Here is a 16,878-nt window from a genome sequence, read left to right on the forward strand (position 1 = left end):
AAAGCTGGCAGACCGCAAACTAGCTACGATGATCGCGGACAACGGCCATCACCAAACGCACAAAGCCGTAGAATATCAATAACAATATAAGTGATGTCCAAATGATATAAGCGCGGCGTGGATACAACGCCTCTTCGGCCTCATAAGGGGTTGAGATCACAATCAGGTTTTTCATCTTTTTAAAGGCTTCTAGGCGCGCCTTTTCAAGTGATGATAGCGACAGCTTATACAGCTCTGTGGCAAAGTCCACATCCGCTTTGATGGTCTCAAACTGCACCGCTTGACGGTTTAGCTTGGTGGTATTTGGCGAGGTCAGCTTGGTTTGCTCTTGACGAATTTGCGCTTCAATCGCTTTGATTTGGCTTCTGATCGACACCACTTGCGGCGCATCAGGGTTGAGATAGCTAAGCAGTTGCCGCTCCTCAGTACGTAGAGAGCTCAGCTGTCCTTGTAGGCTGCCGATAAGCTGATTGATAATCTGGGCGTTGGCCTGCGGGTCATAAATCTCATTGGTGTTTTGATAATTGAGTAGTTTTTCTTTGGCGTCATTTAGGCGATCTTGTGACTCTTCTAATTGGGTTTCGGCAAACACCAACTGATCACGCGCAACTTCTTGTGAGATACGGTTTACGAATTTCTCAGACTCGTTCAAGATGGTTTTATTTAGCTCATACGCGTAGCGTGAATCAAAGGCTTCTGTCGCCACCGACAGCACATAGCTTTGCTCATCGAGGTTGATGTGTACCCGCTTTTTGAAGTAATCGAGTAGCTCTTCTTGCGTGGCATCTGGATCAATCTCATAGATGGGGTCTGAACCATCGACATAATAAGCCTCGCGAAACTTAAACTTATCATCAAGGCGCTTGACCATATCATTCGATAAGATGTACTCCGTCAGATAAGTGGCGTCTTCTTTGCTGGTGCTATTGACACCCAGTAAAGCAGACAGACCACCACCGGACGGCACACTTGACTCGCTGACTTGCTTTACCACCACATCAGCGGTCGATATATAACGCGGATGAGCCAGCGTCATGACATAAAATATCACGAGCACCCAAGGCAGTATGACTAAGCCGATAAATAACGAGAGGTTAATTATCTTACTTTTTTGCTTTGTGGATATGCTTTTCATAAACCTCAATCGCTTCTGTTGTATCTTCAAAGACGTGTGCTGTCTGATCCATTAATACAATACCAATATCGCAGTTACGCTTAATATCACCGATATTATGCGACACTATCAAAAACCCTGCTTGCTCACGGCGGGCGGCCAAAATCTCTTCGCTGCGCTTACGAAAAGCCGCGTCACCCACCGCCCCCGCTTCATCGAGCATATAATAATCAAAATCAAACGCCAGACTCAGCCCAAAGGTCAAACGAGCCTTCATACCAGATGAGTAGCTTTTGACAGGCATATCAAAATAGTTGCCAATATCCGCAAACTCTTCGACAAAACGAATTTTTTCATCGATATATGCTCCGCTCGAATACAGCCGGCACACAAAGCGGACGTTTTGCCGACCCGTCAAACTGCCTTGGAAGCCCCCTGCCACGCCGACTGGCCATGAAATGGTAGAGTCCGTGATGATCTCGCCATGGTCTGGCTCATCAAGTCCGCAGATGATACGCAGCAAGGTTGACTTACCCGCACCATTACGCCCGAGCAGGCCAACACTTTGTTTATCACCAATGGTCAGATTGAGATCTTTAAAAAGATAATGCCGACCTTTTTTTGTCATAAATGACTTAGAAATGTTTTTAACTTCAATCATTTATTTACCATAAAATAAAATCAAACATTATAAATATCATAAAAATGAAATACTACGAGCTTTATTTTGAGCGTATTAGATCTTTTTCTACCGCTTTATACATGAGCAAACCTAAGAAGTTGACAGCCACTGTCCACTTCAAAAAATAGGTGATATCAATATGATAAGCGGGATAATTAGGGGCAAAAGCATGCCTGATCAGCTCGATATTATGAATAAAAGGATTATAAAGCAGGTAGCTAAAGTATGGCTCTGGTACCACATGAATCGGGTAAATGATGCCAGAAGCAAAGTACAAGATGGTAAATATAATGGTAATCACCTTGCTAATCTCACCACCATAATAACCAATAACCATCATCATCAGTGCAATGCCAAAACTAAATAAAAACAGTGTGATCCAGCAAAACAGTACGATATGTAGATTCTCTAAGCTGGCATAAATATCAAAAAAGGCCAAACCAACTAACAAAATAATCGAGGTAATAAAATAGATGATTAGTTCTAATACCGATCGAGCAATAATGACATCAATATGACGTATCGAGCGATACATCAACAAGCCTTTGTTTCCTTCAACAGCGCCTAATGCTCTCGTCGCTATCGTTTGAAACATGCGAAAAGGCACCATGCCTGTCACCAAAAACAGCGGAAAACCCATCCCTGGTAAAGCGCGTTCAATAATCACGCCAAAAATAACCAAAAAGATAAGCACTTGAAACAAGACTTCAAGCGGCGCCCACAGATAGCCCAAACGATAACCACCGAAGCGCGTCTGTAGCTCACGCATCAGCAACGCATGAAATGCCGCACCCATGACTTTAAGGCCACTACGGTGCTTGATAGGACGATAAGGAGGCAGTTGTACAGACATGGCGTTACAGGACTTTACCGAAAACAGCCCCTATGATAAGTAAGCAGGACATAAGTTACAAGAATTAATCTGTGAGTAAACCGATAAACCAATGATATAGCAAGAAATCCGTAAGCTTAATGGCTGTTTTATAAGCGGCTTCATGATAAAAAGCCCTCAGCCTGACAGATTTTTTAAGTTATTTTAGGCAAAAAAAAACCAATCATTGAAGATTGGCTTTTTAAAACTGATTAGGTTTTATGATATATGGTGGCGATGGAGAGACTTGAACTCTCGACCTCACGATTATGAGTCGTGCGCTCTAACCAGCTGAGCTACATCGCCATTTAAGGCTCGGTATAATACCGATAGAGGTGGGTATCGTCAACCCCTAATTGGCTTTTTTTGCAAAAAAATTGAGTTTTATTCAAATTAAGCGCAAAAACATCACTGCTAACTATACAAACGAAGTGTAAAAACAATGCGTAAAAACAATGTTTAGACACAACGCTTAAAAAACGAAGCATAAAAAAGTTGGTAGACCGATAAGCCGGGTTCTGTCGTGGACGATCATTCCTCTAGGCGCATCATCGCTGATACGCTCAAGCAACCTACCCGCATCGAACGCGGGCCGCGCCATGCCGATGCCTATTTGGTCTTGCTACGCGTGGAGTTTACCATGCCGTGCACCATTGCTGGCCACGCGGTGCGCTCTTACCGCACCCTTTCACCCTTACCTCGCTTGCGCGGGGCGGTCTCCTCTCTGCTGCACTGGTCGTCAGGTTACCCTGCCCAGCCGTTAGCTGGCACGCTGCCCTATGTAGCCCGGACTTTCCTCCCCTGCGCATCTGTTGCCAGTGTGCAGCGGCGATCGCCTAGTCTACCAAGGGCGCTAGTATAGCAAACCCAAGGCTCATCTGGGAATATCTTTTGTGACTAATTTCGCCTCGTCAAATAATCGCTTGTAGCCGCCTCAGAAAAAACCATTTGGTAAATAAAAATCTGGCAGAGTGTGACGTTGCTTATCTTGCTTTATATAGGGCAGGGTCAGCCAGTGCGTGTCTGGATGGTACTGCTGCAGATGGTGCTGTAAAAACGCCATGGTACTCGTCGCAATCTCAGTATCTGTCTGAGCCGCATTATCATGAATGGGATTATAAATCACGCTATGCAGCGTTAAACCGCGTGCTTTGATGGCCTCAAGGCTAAGCAAAGTATGATTGATACTGCCAAGGCGACCCGAGGTCACCAAAACCACTGGATAGCCTTGGGTAGCAATATAATCTAGCGTCAGTAATTGCTCGGTTATGGGTACGAGCAAACCGCCTGCCCCTTCTAGCAACACCACATCGTAGTTTACTTGCAATTGCCGCGTCGCCTGAGTGATGATATCAGGGTCTAACACGTCATCGGCCAGCCTGACCGCCAGATGCGGCGACGCAGGTTTTTTATAACGATAAGGGCATGTGCTGTGAGCAAGGTCACACGGCTGTAGCGGTACATCCATCAACTGGCGATGAGTAACAATGTCATCAGCAATATCCATCTCACCACTGACCAAATCAACCCCAACGCCCGTTTGTACCAGCTTTTGGGTGATGATATTTATGCCCTGCCGCATCAAGGCCTTAGCCAGCATACCGGTGGCGTAAGTTTTGCCAATGTCGGTATCGATACCGGAGATAAACAGCACACTCATATGGCCGCTCTATTGGTGACACAAGTTTGATTTAAATAAGAGGTAACGACGGCCAGTAGTGACTGACATAACGTCATCAGCTCATCATCCGTCATGACATAGGGCGGCATGATATAGACCAATTTACCAAAGGGTCTAACCCAAATGCCATTTTTAATCAATAAGGATTGGAAAACGGGCATATCGACCGCTTCATCCAATTCAATGACAGCGACCGCGCCCAAACAACGTACCTCTTTGACACCATCCAATGTCGCTGCAGGCGCAAGCTGCGACTCCATAACGGCTTGCATCTCTGCCGTACGCCTCTCGATATCGTAAGACAAAATCAAATCAATCGACGCACAAGCGACCGCGCAAGCCAGCGGATTACCCATAAAGGTGGGCCCGTGCATCAGTGCAGGATAGTCGCTGTGATGAATGGTATCGGCAATATGGCGGGTGCATAAGGTGGCCGCAAAGGTCATATAGCCGCCCGTTAGCGCCTTACCCACGGTCATGATATCGGGGCTGATATCGGCATGCTCACACGCAAAAAGCTTACCACTACGGCCGAAGCCTGTGGCGATCTCATCGGTAATCAACAGCACATCATGCACATCACATAACTGCCGCAGTAATTGCAAATACTCTGGATTATAAAAGCGCATGCCGCCTGCGCCCTGAATGACAGGCTCGATAATGAATCCGGCAAGCTGAGCGCTATGTTTAGCAAAAAACTGGGTTAATTCATCGCGCACGTCTTGCGTTAATCTATGTTCAAATCCCAATGGCGGGGCTGGGACAAAATGCTGCACCGGCAGCTGCTTACCGTATAAGCTATGCATGCCATTGATAGGATCGCAGACGCTCATCGCATGCCAGGTATCGCCATAATAGCCTGAATGTGTCGAGGCAAACTGGCACTTTTGCGGACGCTGAGCAGCAATCTGATACTGTAGCGCCATCTTTAATGCCACTTCCACCGCGATACTGCCGCTATCAGCATAAAAAATAGCATCGAGGCCTGCTGGTACGATGGAGAGCAATTTTTCACCCAAGTCTATCGCCGGCTGATGAGTCAAGCCCCCAAACATCACATGCGCCATTTTGCCGAGCTGATGAGTCATTACCGCATTGAGCACCGGATGATTATAGCCGTGCACGCTTGCCCACCATGACGACATACCATCTATGAGGCGCGTACCATCTTGGGTGACGATATAGACACCTTCGGCATGGTCAATGACGATATTTGGATAAGTGGGCGGCAAGCTGGCATAGGGATGCCACAAGTGCTGGTGGTCGAAGTCGCTGGTAGGCATACTCATTGTCTGCTCGCAAACGAAAAGTATGTATGTTGAAAAAAGTCTATGGGCAGTTGAATATCCGTATTCATCATATTATTCCTAGGCGTTGTTGGGCAGTAGCATCTCAGCGCATTATTGACCAGTGATACGCTTGTATTTGGCCAATAAATCGCTTTCGCTCTCGACATGGTCAGGGTCTTTTGGAATACAGTCGACAGGACAGATGACCACGCATTGCGGCTCATCGAAGTGACCGACACACTCTGTGCACAGGTCAGGGTCGATCACATAAATATCATCGCCCTCAGAGATGGCCTCGTTTGGGCAAGCAGGCTCGCAGACATCACAGTTGATGCATTCGTCAGTGATGAACAATGCCATAAACTGCTCCTTATGTATGACTAATAACAAGCGCGGCAGATTACTCTGGCGAGTTTGGTGAAGGATAAAATAACTGTCAGCAGATAAACGGTGACGGCTAGTTAAGCGTGAGCTTTTTGGCAAAAGCTTGCGAGACACAAGGCGGCACAAATTTATTGACATCGCCGCCAAGCTTGGCAATCTCACGAATCATCGTCGATGAGATAAACGAGTAGTTTTGCGATGGCGTCAAAAACACCGCCTCAAAATTTTCATCGAGCTCGCGGTTCATATTGGCCAGCTGAAACTCATACTCAAAATCCGACATCGCACGCAGGCCACGCAAGACGGCAGTGGCACCTTGCAGGCGCATAAAATCCACAAGCAGACCTTCAAAACCCACCACCGACACTTGCGGCAAATCTGCAAACACCGTCTCGACCAAATCCACCCGCTCCTCAAAACTAAACAGCGGTTTTTTGTGGTGCCCTGATGCCACGGCGATGACCACCTCATCAAACAATTTGGTCGCTCGCGTCACCAAATCGACATGGCCATTGGTAATGGGGTCAAAGGTGCCAGGGTATAAAATCTTGGTCTGAGGCTTTGAAGCATGGGCGACATTTGCTGAATTCATAGCAGTGTTAATCTGGTCGTTAATGATACTGCACATGCTAGCAAATTTTGCCTACATTTAATACTTATCTGCTACATTTGTCCTAACAGCCGATTTACCTTTTGCCCCTTTGCTTTGCTACAATAAGCGCTTCGACTCATCTCACATAGTAGGCCGCCAATGGTCTTGGATGAGGAATGGTAAGACAAGGATGCAGCGCACTGACATCCTGATGGAGAATTTATGTCAAAAAAAGCAAAAAAACCAGACAATCAAATCTGCGCCAATAAAAAAGCGCGGCACGAGTATTTTATCGAAGAAACCTTTGAGGCAGGCTTGTCATTGCAAGGCTGGGAAGTCAAGGCCATTCGTGCAGGCAAAATGTCCATCACCGAGGCTTATATTACCTTTCGTAATGGTGAGGCTTTCTTGTTTGGTGCTCATATCCAGCCTCTGCTATCTAGCTCGACACACATTAGCCCCGATAGCATCCGTACCCGTAAGCTGCTGCTCAACCGCCGCGAGATCGACAAATTATATGGCGCGGTCAATCAAAAAGGCTACGCTTGTGTGCCGCTGTCTTGCTACTGGAAGCGCTCGATGGTCAAGTGTCAGATCGCCCTTGCCGTCGGTAAAAAGCAACACGATAAACGTAAAACCCTGAAAGACCGCGACTGGGAGCGCGATAAGCAGCGCGGCTTTAAGCAGCATTTGGATTGAATGCTCTGGCAGACGTTGCTCCTATCGAGCTGATAAACAGGACGATTTACCACCGCGTAAACCGTCCTGTTTTATTATAGATATCGCCCCAGCGTACATGCGTTAAGCCGCAGCTTTAATGCCTAACGTTTCGTTCTTGGCACCGCGCAGCTGACGGATACCATGAAGCAGTAAACACACAATACCGAACCAGATCAGCCCATAGCTATATATCATCGCCGCAAAACCTCTATTTGCAGTAGCAAAGTATTGGATAAACAAGGTAGGATATCTACAGAAAACCACCGTCATCTCCCCACAACAATATCGCAAACAAGGAAGTGCGACCATGACCCCATCAAAAACCCCACTCTCTCATAAGCTGCAAAGCATGAGCGCAGCCGTGTACCTAAACGTATACCTAAACAGGTATCTAAAAGCCAGCTGTATAGGGCTATCGCTTGCAGCGCTACTTGCCAGCTCAGGCTGCGCTACCAGCGCACTACTAGAAAATGATCGTCATGTCAGCAGCCAAACCAGCAAAGAGATATTATCCGAAGATCAGATCGTCGCTTTTGGTCGCCCAGCTCAAGTGTTACCCAAAACACCCAATGCTACCATGGTCATCGTCGGCGAAAAAAACAGCTATGTGTTGACGCAGGGCGGGACAGAGATGATCAGCTTACTGAGCACCCTGACACCCAAAAACATCCACGTCGATAATGACATGAGCTTTTATGTACCCGATAACGCTGGCGTTTTTCAAGGAGAGATGAAGCTGTCTTATGCCAAATTAAAAGACGAGTTTCAGCGCTCAGACTATCAGTTCTTTTTGCAAAATAATGGCCGTGACTGCACCACCACTAGCGACCAGCGCATCGATGCACAGCGCTTTTGCTTTAGCGTTCCTGTCAAAGGCGCTATCTATCCGCAAGTCAGCAATTTACGTTTGATTCAGTCCAATTACCGCTCACTGACCAAACCTTATACCGTCAGCTTTTATACACAAACAGAGCACGAGCAGGTCAATCGCCGCGGCCCTAATAGCGCCCAAAAACTGGTGTTACTGCCTTTTGCCTTAGCATTTGATGTGGTGACTTTTCCATTACAATTATTGGGCGATTAGCTTGTGTCTTTGACTAAAGCAGTCATGATTTTAAAAATACGGCACAAGCCAGCGGTTTGGTGTCCGCCTTTACGCTCAATATTTTCTTACGCTATCAATAACTTACCCTTTACTCATTAAAACGGCTTTATGACATCCTGAAGACAATTCATGTTAAAATGAGCGTTTTTTAATGAGCCGTTATTATTATTGATAAATAACGGCTTATTTTTTAGTGTCTCTTTTTATTTAACAGGTCCGCCCATGTCTGCCGATACCATCGCCCGTACCGCCTTTAAACAAGGCATCAAACCGCTTTATGATTATGACAAACACTGGGCGAGCTGCTACGAGCCTGCGCCTTATCTACCGATGAGCCGTGCTGAGATGGACGCGCTGGGCTGGGATGCCTGTGATGTCATTATCATCTCAGGCGACGCTTATGTCGATCACCCAAGCTTTGGTATGGCGATTATCGGTCGCTTATTAGAAGCGCAGGGCTTTCGCGTCGGTATCATCGCCCAGCCTGACTGGAAGAGTAAAGACGCCTTTATGGCGCTTGGCAAGCCAGTCTATGCGTACGGCGTGACCGCGGGCAATATGGACAGCATGATCAACCGCTATACCGCCGATCGTAAGATTCGTAGCGATGATGCGTACTCGCCAGGCAACGTGGCAAACAAACGCCCCGACCGCGCTGCGATCGTCTATAGCCAGCGCTGCCGTGAGGCCTATCCCGATGTGCCAATTATCCTCGGCGGTATCGAGGGTAGCCTTCGCCGTATCGCCCACTACGACTACTGGTCGGATAAAGTGCGCCGTAGCGTCTTGCTCGACGCCCGCGCTGATGTGTTACTGTACGGCAATGCCGAGCGCGCCATCGTCGATGTGGTACATGGTCTGTCTAAAGGCTATACGTTTGAGCAGATGAGTAAGCTGCGAGGCACAGCGTACCTACTCTCGCCGAGTCGTCGCCATTGGCAAGCGGATATGACTGAGGTCGCCAGCAACGATGTCGATACCATCGGCCGCGTCGATCCAATCATCAACCCGTACGTGATGACCGAGGACGTTGATAGCTGTAAAATCGAACAAGAAAAACCATCGGACTCGCCAGTTGGGCAAGCCACATCAGCCATGACAGGAATGTCTGCCCAATATGCTGGCTTCGTCGCCGAGCCCGTCACCAACAAAGTCTTAAATGCTGATCAAGTCGATACCGACACGCAAGTGGTACAGATGCGCGGGTTTGATAAGATAAAAACAAACAAGCCGATGACCGCGCGGAAACATAAGCTAAAAATGCCGCCACGTGATAAGACAGTTATTCGCCTGCCTGACTATGAGCAGGTCAAATCAGACCCTGTGCTCTACGCGCATGCCAACCGCATCCTGCATTTAGAAACCAATCCCGGTAACGCTCGAGCGCTGGTGCAACGACACAGCAGCGGCGGTGGTAATTCACACAGCGCCATCGATGTGTGGCTAAACCCGCCACCGATTCCGCTGTCCACCGAAGAGATGGATTATGTGTTTGACCTGCCTTATGCCCGCTTGCCGCATCCGAGCTATGGTGACGCACGCATCCCAGCTTATGACATGATTAAGTTTTCGGTCAATATCATGCGCGGCTGCTTTGGTGGTTGTACATTTTGCTCTATCACTGAGCACGAAGGCCGCATCATTCAAAACCGCTCAGAGGACTCCATCCTACGTGAAGTCGAAGCCATCCGCGATACTGCGCCTAACTTCACAGGTGTTATCTCCGATCTTGGTGGCCCTACTGCCAACATGTACCGCCTCAACTGCAAAGATGAGACCATTGAGAAAAACTGCCGCAAGCCGTCTTGTGTCTATCCTGATGTCTGTGAAAACCTCATTACCGATCACAGCAACCTCACCCAGCTATATCGTAAAGCTCGTGATATCAAAGGTGTAAAAAAAATCCTAATCGCCTCAGGCTTGCGTTATGACTTGGCGGTCAAAGACCCTGAGTATGTCAAAGAGCTGGTCAGCCATCATGTCGGCGGCTATCTAAAAATCGCCCCAGAGCATTCTGAAGAAGGCGTACTGTCCAAGATGATGAAGCCGGGCATGGGCAGCTACGACGAATTTAAAGCCATGTTTGAGCGCTTCAGCGCCGAGGCTGGCAAAGAGCAGTATCTGATTCCTTACTTTATCGCCGCTCACCCTGGCACCAAAGATGAAGACATGATGAACCTTGCGCTGTGGCTAAAGCGTAACGGCTACCGCGCCGACCAAGTGCAGGCGTTTTATCCTAGCCCCATGGCGACCGCGACCACCATGTACCATACCCACAAAGACCCGCTACACAAGGTCAGCCGTGAGGGTGGTGATATGGACATCGTCAAATCAGGCAAGCAGCGCAAATTGCACAAAGCCTTTCTTCGCTACCATGACCCAAAAAACTGGGCATTACTACGACGCGCGCTACAAGACATGGGCCGCAGCGACCTGATCGGTAAAAACCGCGGCTGCCTGATACCGCCATATAACGCCCATCTAGAAGGCCGTGATGCGGCGCAAGACAGCTACCAGTCTGCACGCAAAAAGAACAGCCGCGTCGGCAATGACTCGCTCAAACGCAGCAACCGCGCCTCTGATCGCCCAACGACCAAAAAAGCTGGGAACAAAAATAGCAAAAAGCGCGTCAGTAAAGGCAACTTTCAGACGCAGCATACTGGCCTGCCGCCGCGCAAGACTAAATAGTCTGGACGATGGCTAGAACTATCCTAAGCGCTGTTTAAGCAAAACGCCTATCGACCAACGGTCGGCAGGCGTTTTTTTTGGTGATTGTAGGGTGTTATATCGCATTAACTGTCAAATGTGGCACGGGCAGCGAGCCGACTATCACTAACGACTGTCCCATAGCGTTACATTAGTCAGTGTTTACGTAACTTAATGAACATGTAACAAACAATTTCTAACACTTATCAGAGGCAGTTTTCGTTACCATAGGCACTATATGCTTATGCCTATGTTTAATGCATTTTCGGCTTAATGCATTGTTAATAATAAATACATGATAATTTTTATAAACGTCTTAAGACCTCTTATAATTTTGTTAAATATTTGGAGAATACCATGAAGACCCTAACCAAAATCGCTACTGCCTTACCTGCCCTTGCACTGCTAAGCGCTTGTGCGACTACCGCACCGACCACGCCAAACGCTACAAACACGCCAGCATCAGAGAGCGTCACGGATGCCGCTTACGACCGTATGGCACCAGCACCTTATACCTGTACTGATGACAGCCAAATCATGGCAAAACAGTCTATCAATAAAAAACAAGTTATGCTAAACGCCACCATGCCTAAAGTAAAATGGGCAGAGCAGCCAATTATCCTAAACGGCGGCGTACAAGGTGACGTAGCCAGCTATATCAATGACTCAAACCCAGAAGCAGTCTATGCTTGGCATATGAAAGGCGACAAAGGTATCTTTGCCATCAAATGGGCAAACGGTAAAGAATATCAAGTAAACTGCCAGATCGGTAGATAATGTTTAAGGTTTAGTCGTTAAGCTTTTGCGTTTAAACGACAGAAGGTCAAAAAGCCAAACCAATAAAGTACGTCAAAAGCAGTCATCAAAAGATGGCTGTTTTTTTATGCGTGTTAATAGTCTCTGTCAGTGCCATGGTTGAATGTTCAACACGCCCTAATCAAACAACGAGAATAGCGCAGGTAATATTGAGATATTAGAAAGTGTTGAGAACACGCCCTAGAGAAGCCGAGCAAAAGCTGGCAAAATAGCACAACGGGCAACCATAACGACCAATAACAAAGAGGATACATCGATGGGAATGCGCTTAACGAGTATATTACTGATGGCTACTGCTGGTTGGGCGCTAGTAGGCTGTGACCAACCAACTGAGATAGCCAAACCTACAACTGAGCAAGCGGCAGCGTCCAGCGATGGCACTGCACAAACCTCAGCGCCTGCCGCCTACACCATCGATTGGTCATCGGTCGCGAGCGGCGAAAAGCCTGCTGAACGCAGCACCTATGAGTACCCCTTTGCCATCGATAGCCAAAACGTCCTCGATTATGCCGAGTATTTTGATATGGATGCTGCTACTGCCCAGCATAACCTCACGGTGAGCATGGCGAGCAACGAAGCACTCTCAAAAGTGCTAGATCAGCTGAGCGAGCGCTATACCTCACATGAGATTATCGATAGTGAAGAGATAAAACTTGTCATTCATACCACGCCTGACGTGGCGGCCAGCCGTTATGATTATGTATTGACGGATGACTTTGCAAAAGGGTTGGTCTTGCCTATCGTCATTCAGCCAGATGGTAAAAAAGGTGAAGCAAAGGCGCATGGGGAAATGGCGGAGTAGAAGTTCATAGCGTGTGTTTTGAGTCTTATCACACACGCTACGAAGAAATATTAAGTCTGACGATATGGGTTGTTTGAAAGTTCAATTTTGACATTCGTATTGCAAAGTAGTTTAGCTAAGTAAGGTTGATATTGTATTGCAGCTGGGGCAATGTAAATTTTATCAAGGTTAGATTTTACGTCAGCCTCATATTCCACATATAAAAACTTGCCAAAGTCCATTTGTACTTTTTCATCGTCAAGTGAAGTCATATAAACCATACGACACTCTTGCTCTTCTTGAAATGCTGAATGTTTGATAAGGTATTTTAGAGGTAAAAGAATTCCATTTAATAAATTTTTTATTCTGCCTGATAAACTCGGATTTCTTTCCTCAATCTTAGTTAATTCTTCTACAATAGCTGTATAAGCAATTCTAAGGTCTATAAAGGCCATTCTGAAATCTTCAGTCTTTTTATCAATAAAGCTCTGGTATTTCTTCCACTCGTGTTCGGCTTTACTTATCTGCTCACTTTCCAACTGTACAACTTCATCATTAAATTCTCGAAAAAACGTTAGTCGATTACGTTGAGCTAAATGAATGTAATCAGACGTAGGATCAAGATAAACACATCTCATTACTGGCTGCTTTTTTATTTTGTTTATAGCTTCTATATTATTTTTACCAGATTTATCATCAACATGCTTTTGAACAGAAGTTATGCTGACTTCCTTTGAATTATCTTCAAATGCTACGTAAGACAACCCTACAGTAGAATTATATTTTTGAAAAAAACCTTCATTAAACACTAAGCTAATTCCAGAGGCTTCTTTATTATCTTGCTTACCGTATAGTCTGAATTGATTGAGGCTATCGTGGTTAAAAGTAAAGCAACTAATAAAAGCATGTAAGTTTTCATCAAATTGAGAATTATATGAAAAATCCTCTTTGATTTCTTTTAGGTAATTTATAAGAAGTTTACCTTCACTAGGATCATTTACGTTATTTATAGTGTTAAGACGGAATGAGCTTGGTTGTTCTTTTCCTTTTTCTATATCTAGTAATTTATTTGTTGTATCTGTACCAGTATAGTGAGCTAGTTTACGTTCTACAGGCTTATTGTCACTTACTCTATGACTAAAATCTACTTTAAGTATTTCAATAATCTCAGTAGTACGAATGAATAGTAGTAATAAATGTTTTCCAATATCAGTAGAGGAAGTCTTAAGCAATCTACAGATTTTTTCTAGACATCGCTTTTCATATTGATACCCATTTACGATTTTTTTAAGTGCATTCTCAGCTCTATTAATATCTTGATACTGCGTATTTTCCAACGATACTGTGCAAATATTGTATTGAGCACGATTGAATGCTTCTAAAGAATCCTTAGCTTCTATTTTTTCCCATGTCTCTAAAGCTTCATAAGTACTGTCTTTGATATTTAGACTAACGCCTATATTAAACTGTGCAAGTGCATATATCTCAGAGTCATCTTTCTTTCCTATATTACGCCATGCTCGAATAGCATTGTCTTCCTGACCTTCTTTGACAAGTCGAGAAGCTAGATTATATTGTGCTCTAGCATATGCCTCTGGACTACCGCTTTTCTTAACCTTGCTCCACGCGTTTTTTGCTTCTTCAAATTCACCTAAGTCATTTTTTATAGTGCCAATATTATATTGTGCTCTAGAATATATCTCTGAAGAGTCTGCTTCTATTTTCGACCATATCTTTAGAGCTTCTTCAGTTTTGTCTTGTTCTTCATAAACAGTAGCAATATTATATTGTGCTTTTTTATAATGTTCTCTATTGTCCTGAGGCTCAATTAATTTACTAACTCTAACAGCTTCATCAAGCAATCCATTCTTATAGAATATTTCAGCCAGCTTTCTCTGAGCAAGTGAGAATTGCTCATCACTTTCGCTCTCACGCGTCACAGTCAGCAACTCTTCAATTTCTTTCCGAGTTTCTTTGTCCAGACCTTCCATATCATCAATATTCATACCCTACTCCCCAACCATCGTCAAGAACTCATCCTCACTCACCACTTTTACGCCGAGCTTTTCCGCTTTGGTCAGTTTTGAGCCTGCTTTTTCGCCTGCTAGTAATGCGGTAGTTTTGGCGGAGACACTACCCACCACCTTTGCGCCTAAGGCTTGTAGTTTGGCCTTGGCTTCGTCACGTGCCATGCTCGCAAGCGCTCCGGTGATGACCCACGTCTGCCCATCAAGTGGTAGCCCTTCTGCTGCGACCTGCTCGACTTTGTCCCAATGCACGCCCGCCTCGCGTAGCGCGGTGATGACCTCGATATTGTGCGGCGCTCGGAAAAACTCATAAATCAGCTCGGCGGTGATCGCACCGACATCAGGCGTGAGGAGCAGTTTTTCGATACTGGCAGACATTAAGGCATCAAGCTCGCCAAACTGCTGGGCGAGGTTTTGCGCGGTCGTCTCACCCACGCCGCGAATACCAAGCGCGTAGATAAAGCGTGCGAGTGTCGTCTGCTTGCTGGCGTCGATAGCACTAATGAGATTTTTTACTGATTTTTCGCCCAGTTTTTCAAAAGTGATCAGCTCGTCGGTATGGTTGTGTAAGTCATAGATATCAGCGACGGTTTTGATAAGGCCATGCTCAAAAAAACTTATCAGCCAGCGCTCGCCCAGCCCATCGATATCCATCGCCCGCCGTGAGACAAAGTGGATAAGCGCTTCGACTTGCTGCGCAGGACAAAACAGGCCACCGCTACAGCGCGCCAAAGCCTCACCCTCTGGCAGCACCACAGGCGAGTCACACACGGGGCAAGCCGATGGTAGCTCGACTGGCCTTGCGTCCGCTGGGCGCTGGTCGTGCCAGACACGCGTGACTTTGGGGATGACGTCGCCGGCACGATGCACACTGACCATATCACCTGCGCGCACATCCAAGCGCTGGATTTCGCCAAAGTTATGCAAGGTGACATTACTGACTGTCACGCCGCCGACTTGTACAGGCTCAAGCTTACCCACAGGGGTGATCTGCCCGGTGCGCCCCACTTGCCATTCGATATCGTTTAAGCGCGTCATCACCGTCTCGGCAGGGAATTTATAGGCCGTCGCCCAGCGCGGCTCACGCGACAAAAACCCAAGCTGCTGCTGCAATGCCAAACGGTTGACCTTAATCACTGTCCCATCAATTTCAAACGGTAGCGCGTCACGGCTCTTGATCACCGATTCATAGTAGGCTTGTGCTTCGCGTGGATTCTGTACCACTTCGACGGCGCTCACGGTAAAGCCAAGCTCTTTTAGCCAAGCAAGTGCATCGGACTGAGTCTCAATCGCCGCCGGCAGACCTTGATTGACCGAATACGCATAAAACGCCAACGGGCGGCTGGCGGCGATAGCAGGGTCGAGTTGGCGCAGGCTACCGGCGGCAGCATTGCGCGGGTTGGCAAAGGTCTTGTCGCCGCTTTCTTCTGCCAGACGGTTTAAACGTAAAAACCCCGCCTTTGGCATCAACACCTCGCCGCGCACTTCTAATAGCGGGATGTCTTTTGCTTCACAAAGATATAGCGGCAAGTTCCGAATGGTTTTGGCGTTTTGGGTGATGTCCTCGCCTGTCTGCCCATCACCGCGCGTCACCGCTTGCACAAATTGCCCATACTCGTATTTGAGTGACACCGCTAGGCCATCTAGCTTTAGCTCCATCTCGTACTCAGGGTTTTGTTGGGCATCGCTCAGGCGATCATTGACGCGGCGCATAAAGCCGTGCAGCTCGTCATAATCAAAGACGTTGCCAAGCGATAGCATAGGGATGTCATGGGTCACCTGCGTAAATGCCGACAGCGGTATGTCGCCGACTTGGTTGATAGGGCTATCGGACTGCACTAAATCTGGATATTCCTCTTCGATCTCAAGCAATGCGCGGCGCAATTGATCGTATTCGCTATCGTCCAAAATAGGATTATCGAGTACATAATAGGCATAATTGTGTTTTTTGATGGCAGCGATCAGCGTGCGCATCTGTGCCACGATGTCATCAGGTGTGGCGGGTTGTTGGGGTTTTTTTGCCGTGGCAGGCGATAAGTGCAGGTCAGTCATAGTCAGCGTCTTGATTATTCTAGATGCTGATATCATAACAAGTTTGGCCAATATTGTG

At 46.7% G+C, this 16,878-nt stretch carries 14 protein-coding genes, 1 tRNA gene and 1 other RNA gene; 5 read left to right on the forward strand and 11 right to left on the reverse strand.

Annotated features, from left to right (window positions below):
* Window positions 1-19: 19 nt before the first annotated feature.
* The 9 genes from R0I52_RS07665 to coaD all read right to left on the reverse strand — a co-directional run bounded on the left by R0I52_RS07665 (window position 20) and on the right by coaD (window position 6,613).
* A complete protein-coding gene (locus R0I52_RS07665; RefSeq protein WP_100748902.1) occupies window positions 20-1,135 on the reverse strand; it encodes a capsule biosynthesis protein in 1,116 nt (371 codons plus the stop codon).
* Window positions 1,104-1,775 (reverse strand): ABC transporter ATP-binding protein, encoded by a 672-nt coding sequence (locus R0I52_RS07670; RefSeq protein WP_075102002.1) that lies wholly within the window; start codon window positions 1,773-1,775, stop codon window positions 1,104-1,106. The genes R0I52_RS07665 and R0I52_RS07670 overlap by 32 nt, the downstream gene beginning before the upstream one ends.
* A 61-nt stretch (window positions 1,776-1,836) precedes the next feature.
* Window positions 1,837-2,649 (reverse strand): ABC transporter permease, encoded by an 813-nt coding sequence (locus R0I52_RS07675; RefSeq protein ID WP_207969427.1) that lies wholly within the window; start codon window positions 2,647-2,649, stop codon window positions 1,837-1,839.
* 247 nt (window positions 2,650-2,896) lie between these two features.
* A tRNA-Met gene (locus R0I52_RS07680) sits at window positions 2,897-2,973 on the reverse strand.
* Between the two features lie 185 nt (window positions 2,974-3,158).
* An RNA gene (gene rnpB / locus R0I52_RS07685) (RNase P RNA component class A) lies at window positions 3,159-3,515 on the reverse strand.
* A gap of 86 nt (window positions 3,516-3,601) precedes the next feature.
* A complete protein-coding gene (bioD, locus tag R0I52_RS07690; protein ID WP_317053845.1) occupies window positions 3,602-4,327 on the reverse strand; it encodes a dethiobiotin synthase in 726 nt (241 codons plus the stop codon).
* On the reverse strand, window positions 4,324-5,637 hold the full coding sequence (gene bioA, locus R0I52_RS07695) for an adenosylmethionine--8-amino-7-oxononanoate transaminase (RefSeq protein WP_317053846.1): 1,314 nt from the start codon (window positions 5,635-5,637) through the stop codon (window positions 4,324-4,326). Before bioA ends, bioD begins: the two co-directional genes overlap by 4 nt.
* Window positions 5,638-5,748: 111 nt before the next feature.
* The gene (locus tag R0I52_RS07700; RefSeq protein ID WP_317053847.1) at window positions 5,749-5,997 is read right to left on the reverse strand and encodes a YfhL family 4Fe-4S dicluster ferredoxin; all 249 of its coding nucleotides are present in this window, start codon (window positions 5,995-5,997) and stop codon (window positions 5,749-5,751) included.
* Window positions 5,998-6,094: 97 nt separating this feature from the next.
* Complete coding sequence (gene coaD / locus R0I52_RS07705; RefSeq protein ID WP_317053848.1) at window positions 6,095-6,613, reverse strand: pantetheine-phosphate adenylyltransferase; 519 nt, start codon at window positions 6,611-6,613, stop codon at window positions 6,095-6,097.
* A 222-nt stretch (window positions 6,614-6,835) separates the two neighbouring features.
* On the opposite strand from coaD, the gene smpB reads away from it, so the two are divergent.
* From smpB to R0I52_RS07730, 5 genes are all read left to right on the forward strand, one after another.
* On the forward strand, window positions 6,836-7,312 hold the full coding sequence (gene smpB / locus R0I52_RS07710; protein WP_075101997.1) for an SsrA-binding protein SmpB: 477 nt from the start codon (window positions 6,836-6,838) through the stop codon (window positions 7,310-7,312).
* A gap of 328 nt (window positions 7,313-7,640) precedes the next feature.
* Window positions 7,641-8,417 carry a hypothetical protein gene (locus R0I52_RS07715; RefSeq protein WP_317053849.1) on the forward strand — a complete coding sequence of 259 codons (777 nt, stop codon included), beginning with the start codon at window positions 7,641-7,643 and terminating at the stop codon, window positions 8,415-8,417.
* Window positions 8,418-8,660: 243 nt separating this feature from the next.
* Entirely contained in the window at window positions 8,661-11,126 is a 2,466-nt protein-coding gene (locus R0I52_RS07720) for a YgiQ family radical SAM protein (protein WP_317053850.1), read from the forward strand.
* A gap of 375 nt (window positions 11,127-11,501) precedes the next feature.
* On the forward strand, window positions 11,502-11,921 hold the full coding sequence (locus R0I52_RS07725) for a hypothetical protein (RefSeq protein ID WP_317053851.1): 420 nt from the start codon (window positions 11,502-11,504) through the stop codon (window positions 11,919-11,921).
* A 325-nt stretch (window positions 11,922-12,246) separates the two neighbouring features.
* Window positions 12,247-12,762 carry a hypothetical protein gene (locus tag R0I52_RS07730; RefSeq protein ID WP_317053852.1) on the forward strand — a complete coding sequence of 172 codons (516 nt, stop codon included), beginning with the start codon at window positions 12,247-12,249 and terminating at the stop codon, window positions 12,760-12,762.
* A gap of 50 nt (window positions 12,763-12,812) precedes the next feature.
* Here R0I52_RS07730 and R0I52_RS07735 read toward each other — a convergent pair whose 3' ends face one another.
* Together R0I52_RS07735 and ligA are read right to left on the reverse strand one after the other, a co-directional pair.
* Entirely contained in the window at window positions 12,813-14,747 is a 1,935-nt protein-coding gene (locus R0I52_RS07735; protein ID WP_317053853.1) for a tetratricopeptide repeat protein, read from the reverse strand.
* 3 nt (window positions 14,748-14,750) lie between these two features.
* Window positions 14,751-16,820, reverse strand: coding sequence for an NAD-dependent DNA ligase LigA (ligA, locus tag R0I52_RS07740; RefSeq protein ID WP_317053854.1), 2,070 nt, complete (start codon window positions 16,818-16,820; stop codon window positions 14,751-14,753).
* Window positions 16,821-16,878 lie beyond the last annotated feature (58 nt).

It is taken from the genome of Psychrobacter sp. CAM01, assembly GCF_032842965.1.
Lineage (GTDB): Bacteria > Pseudomonadota > Gammaproteobacteria > Pseudomonadales > Moraxellaceae > Psychrobacter > Psychrobacter celer.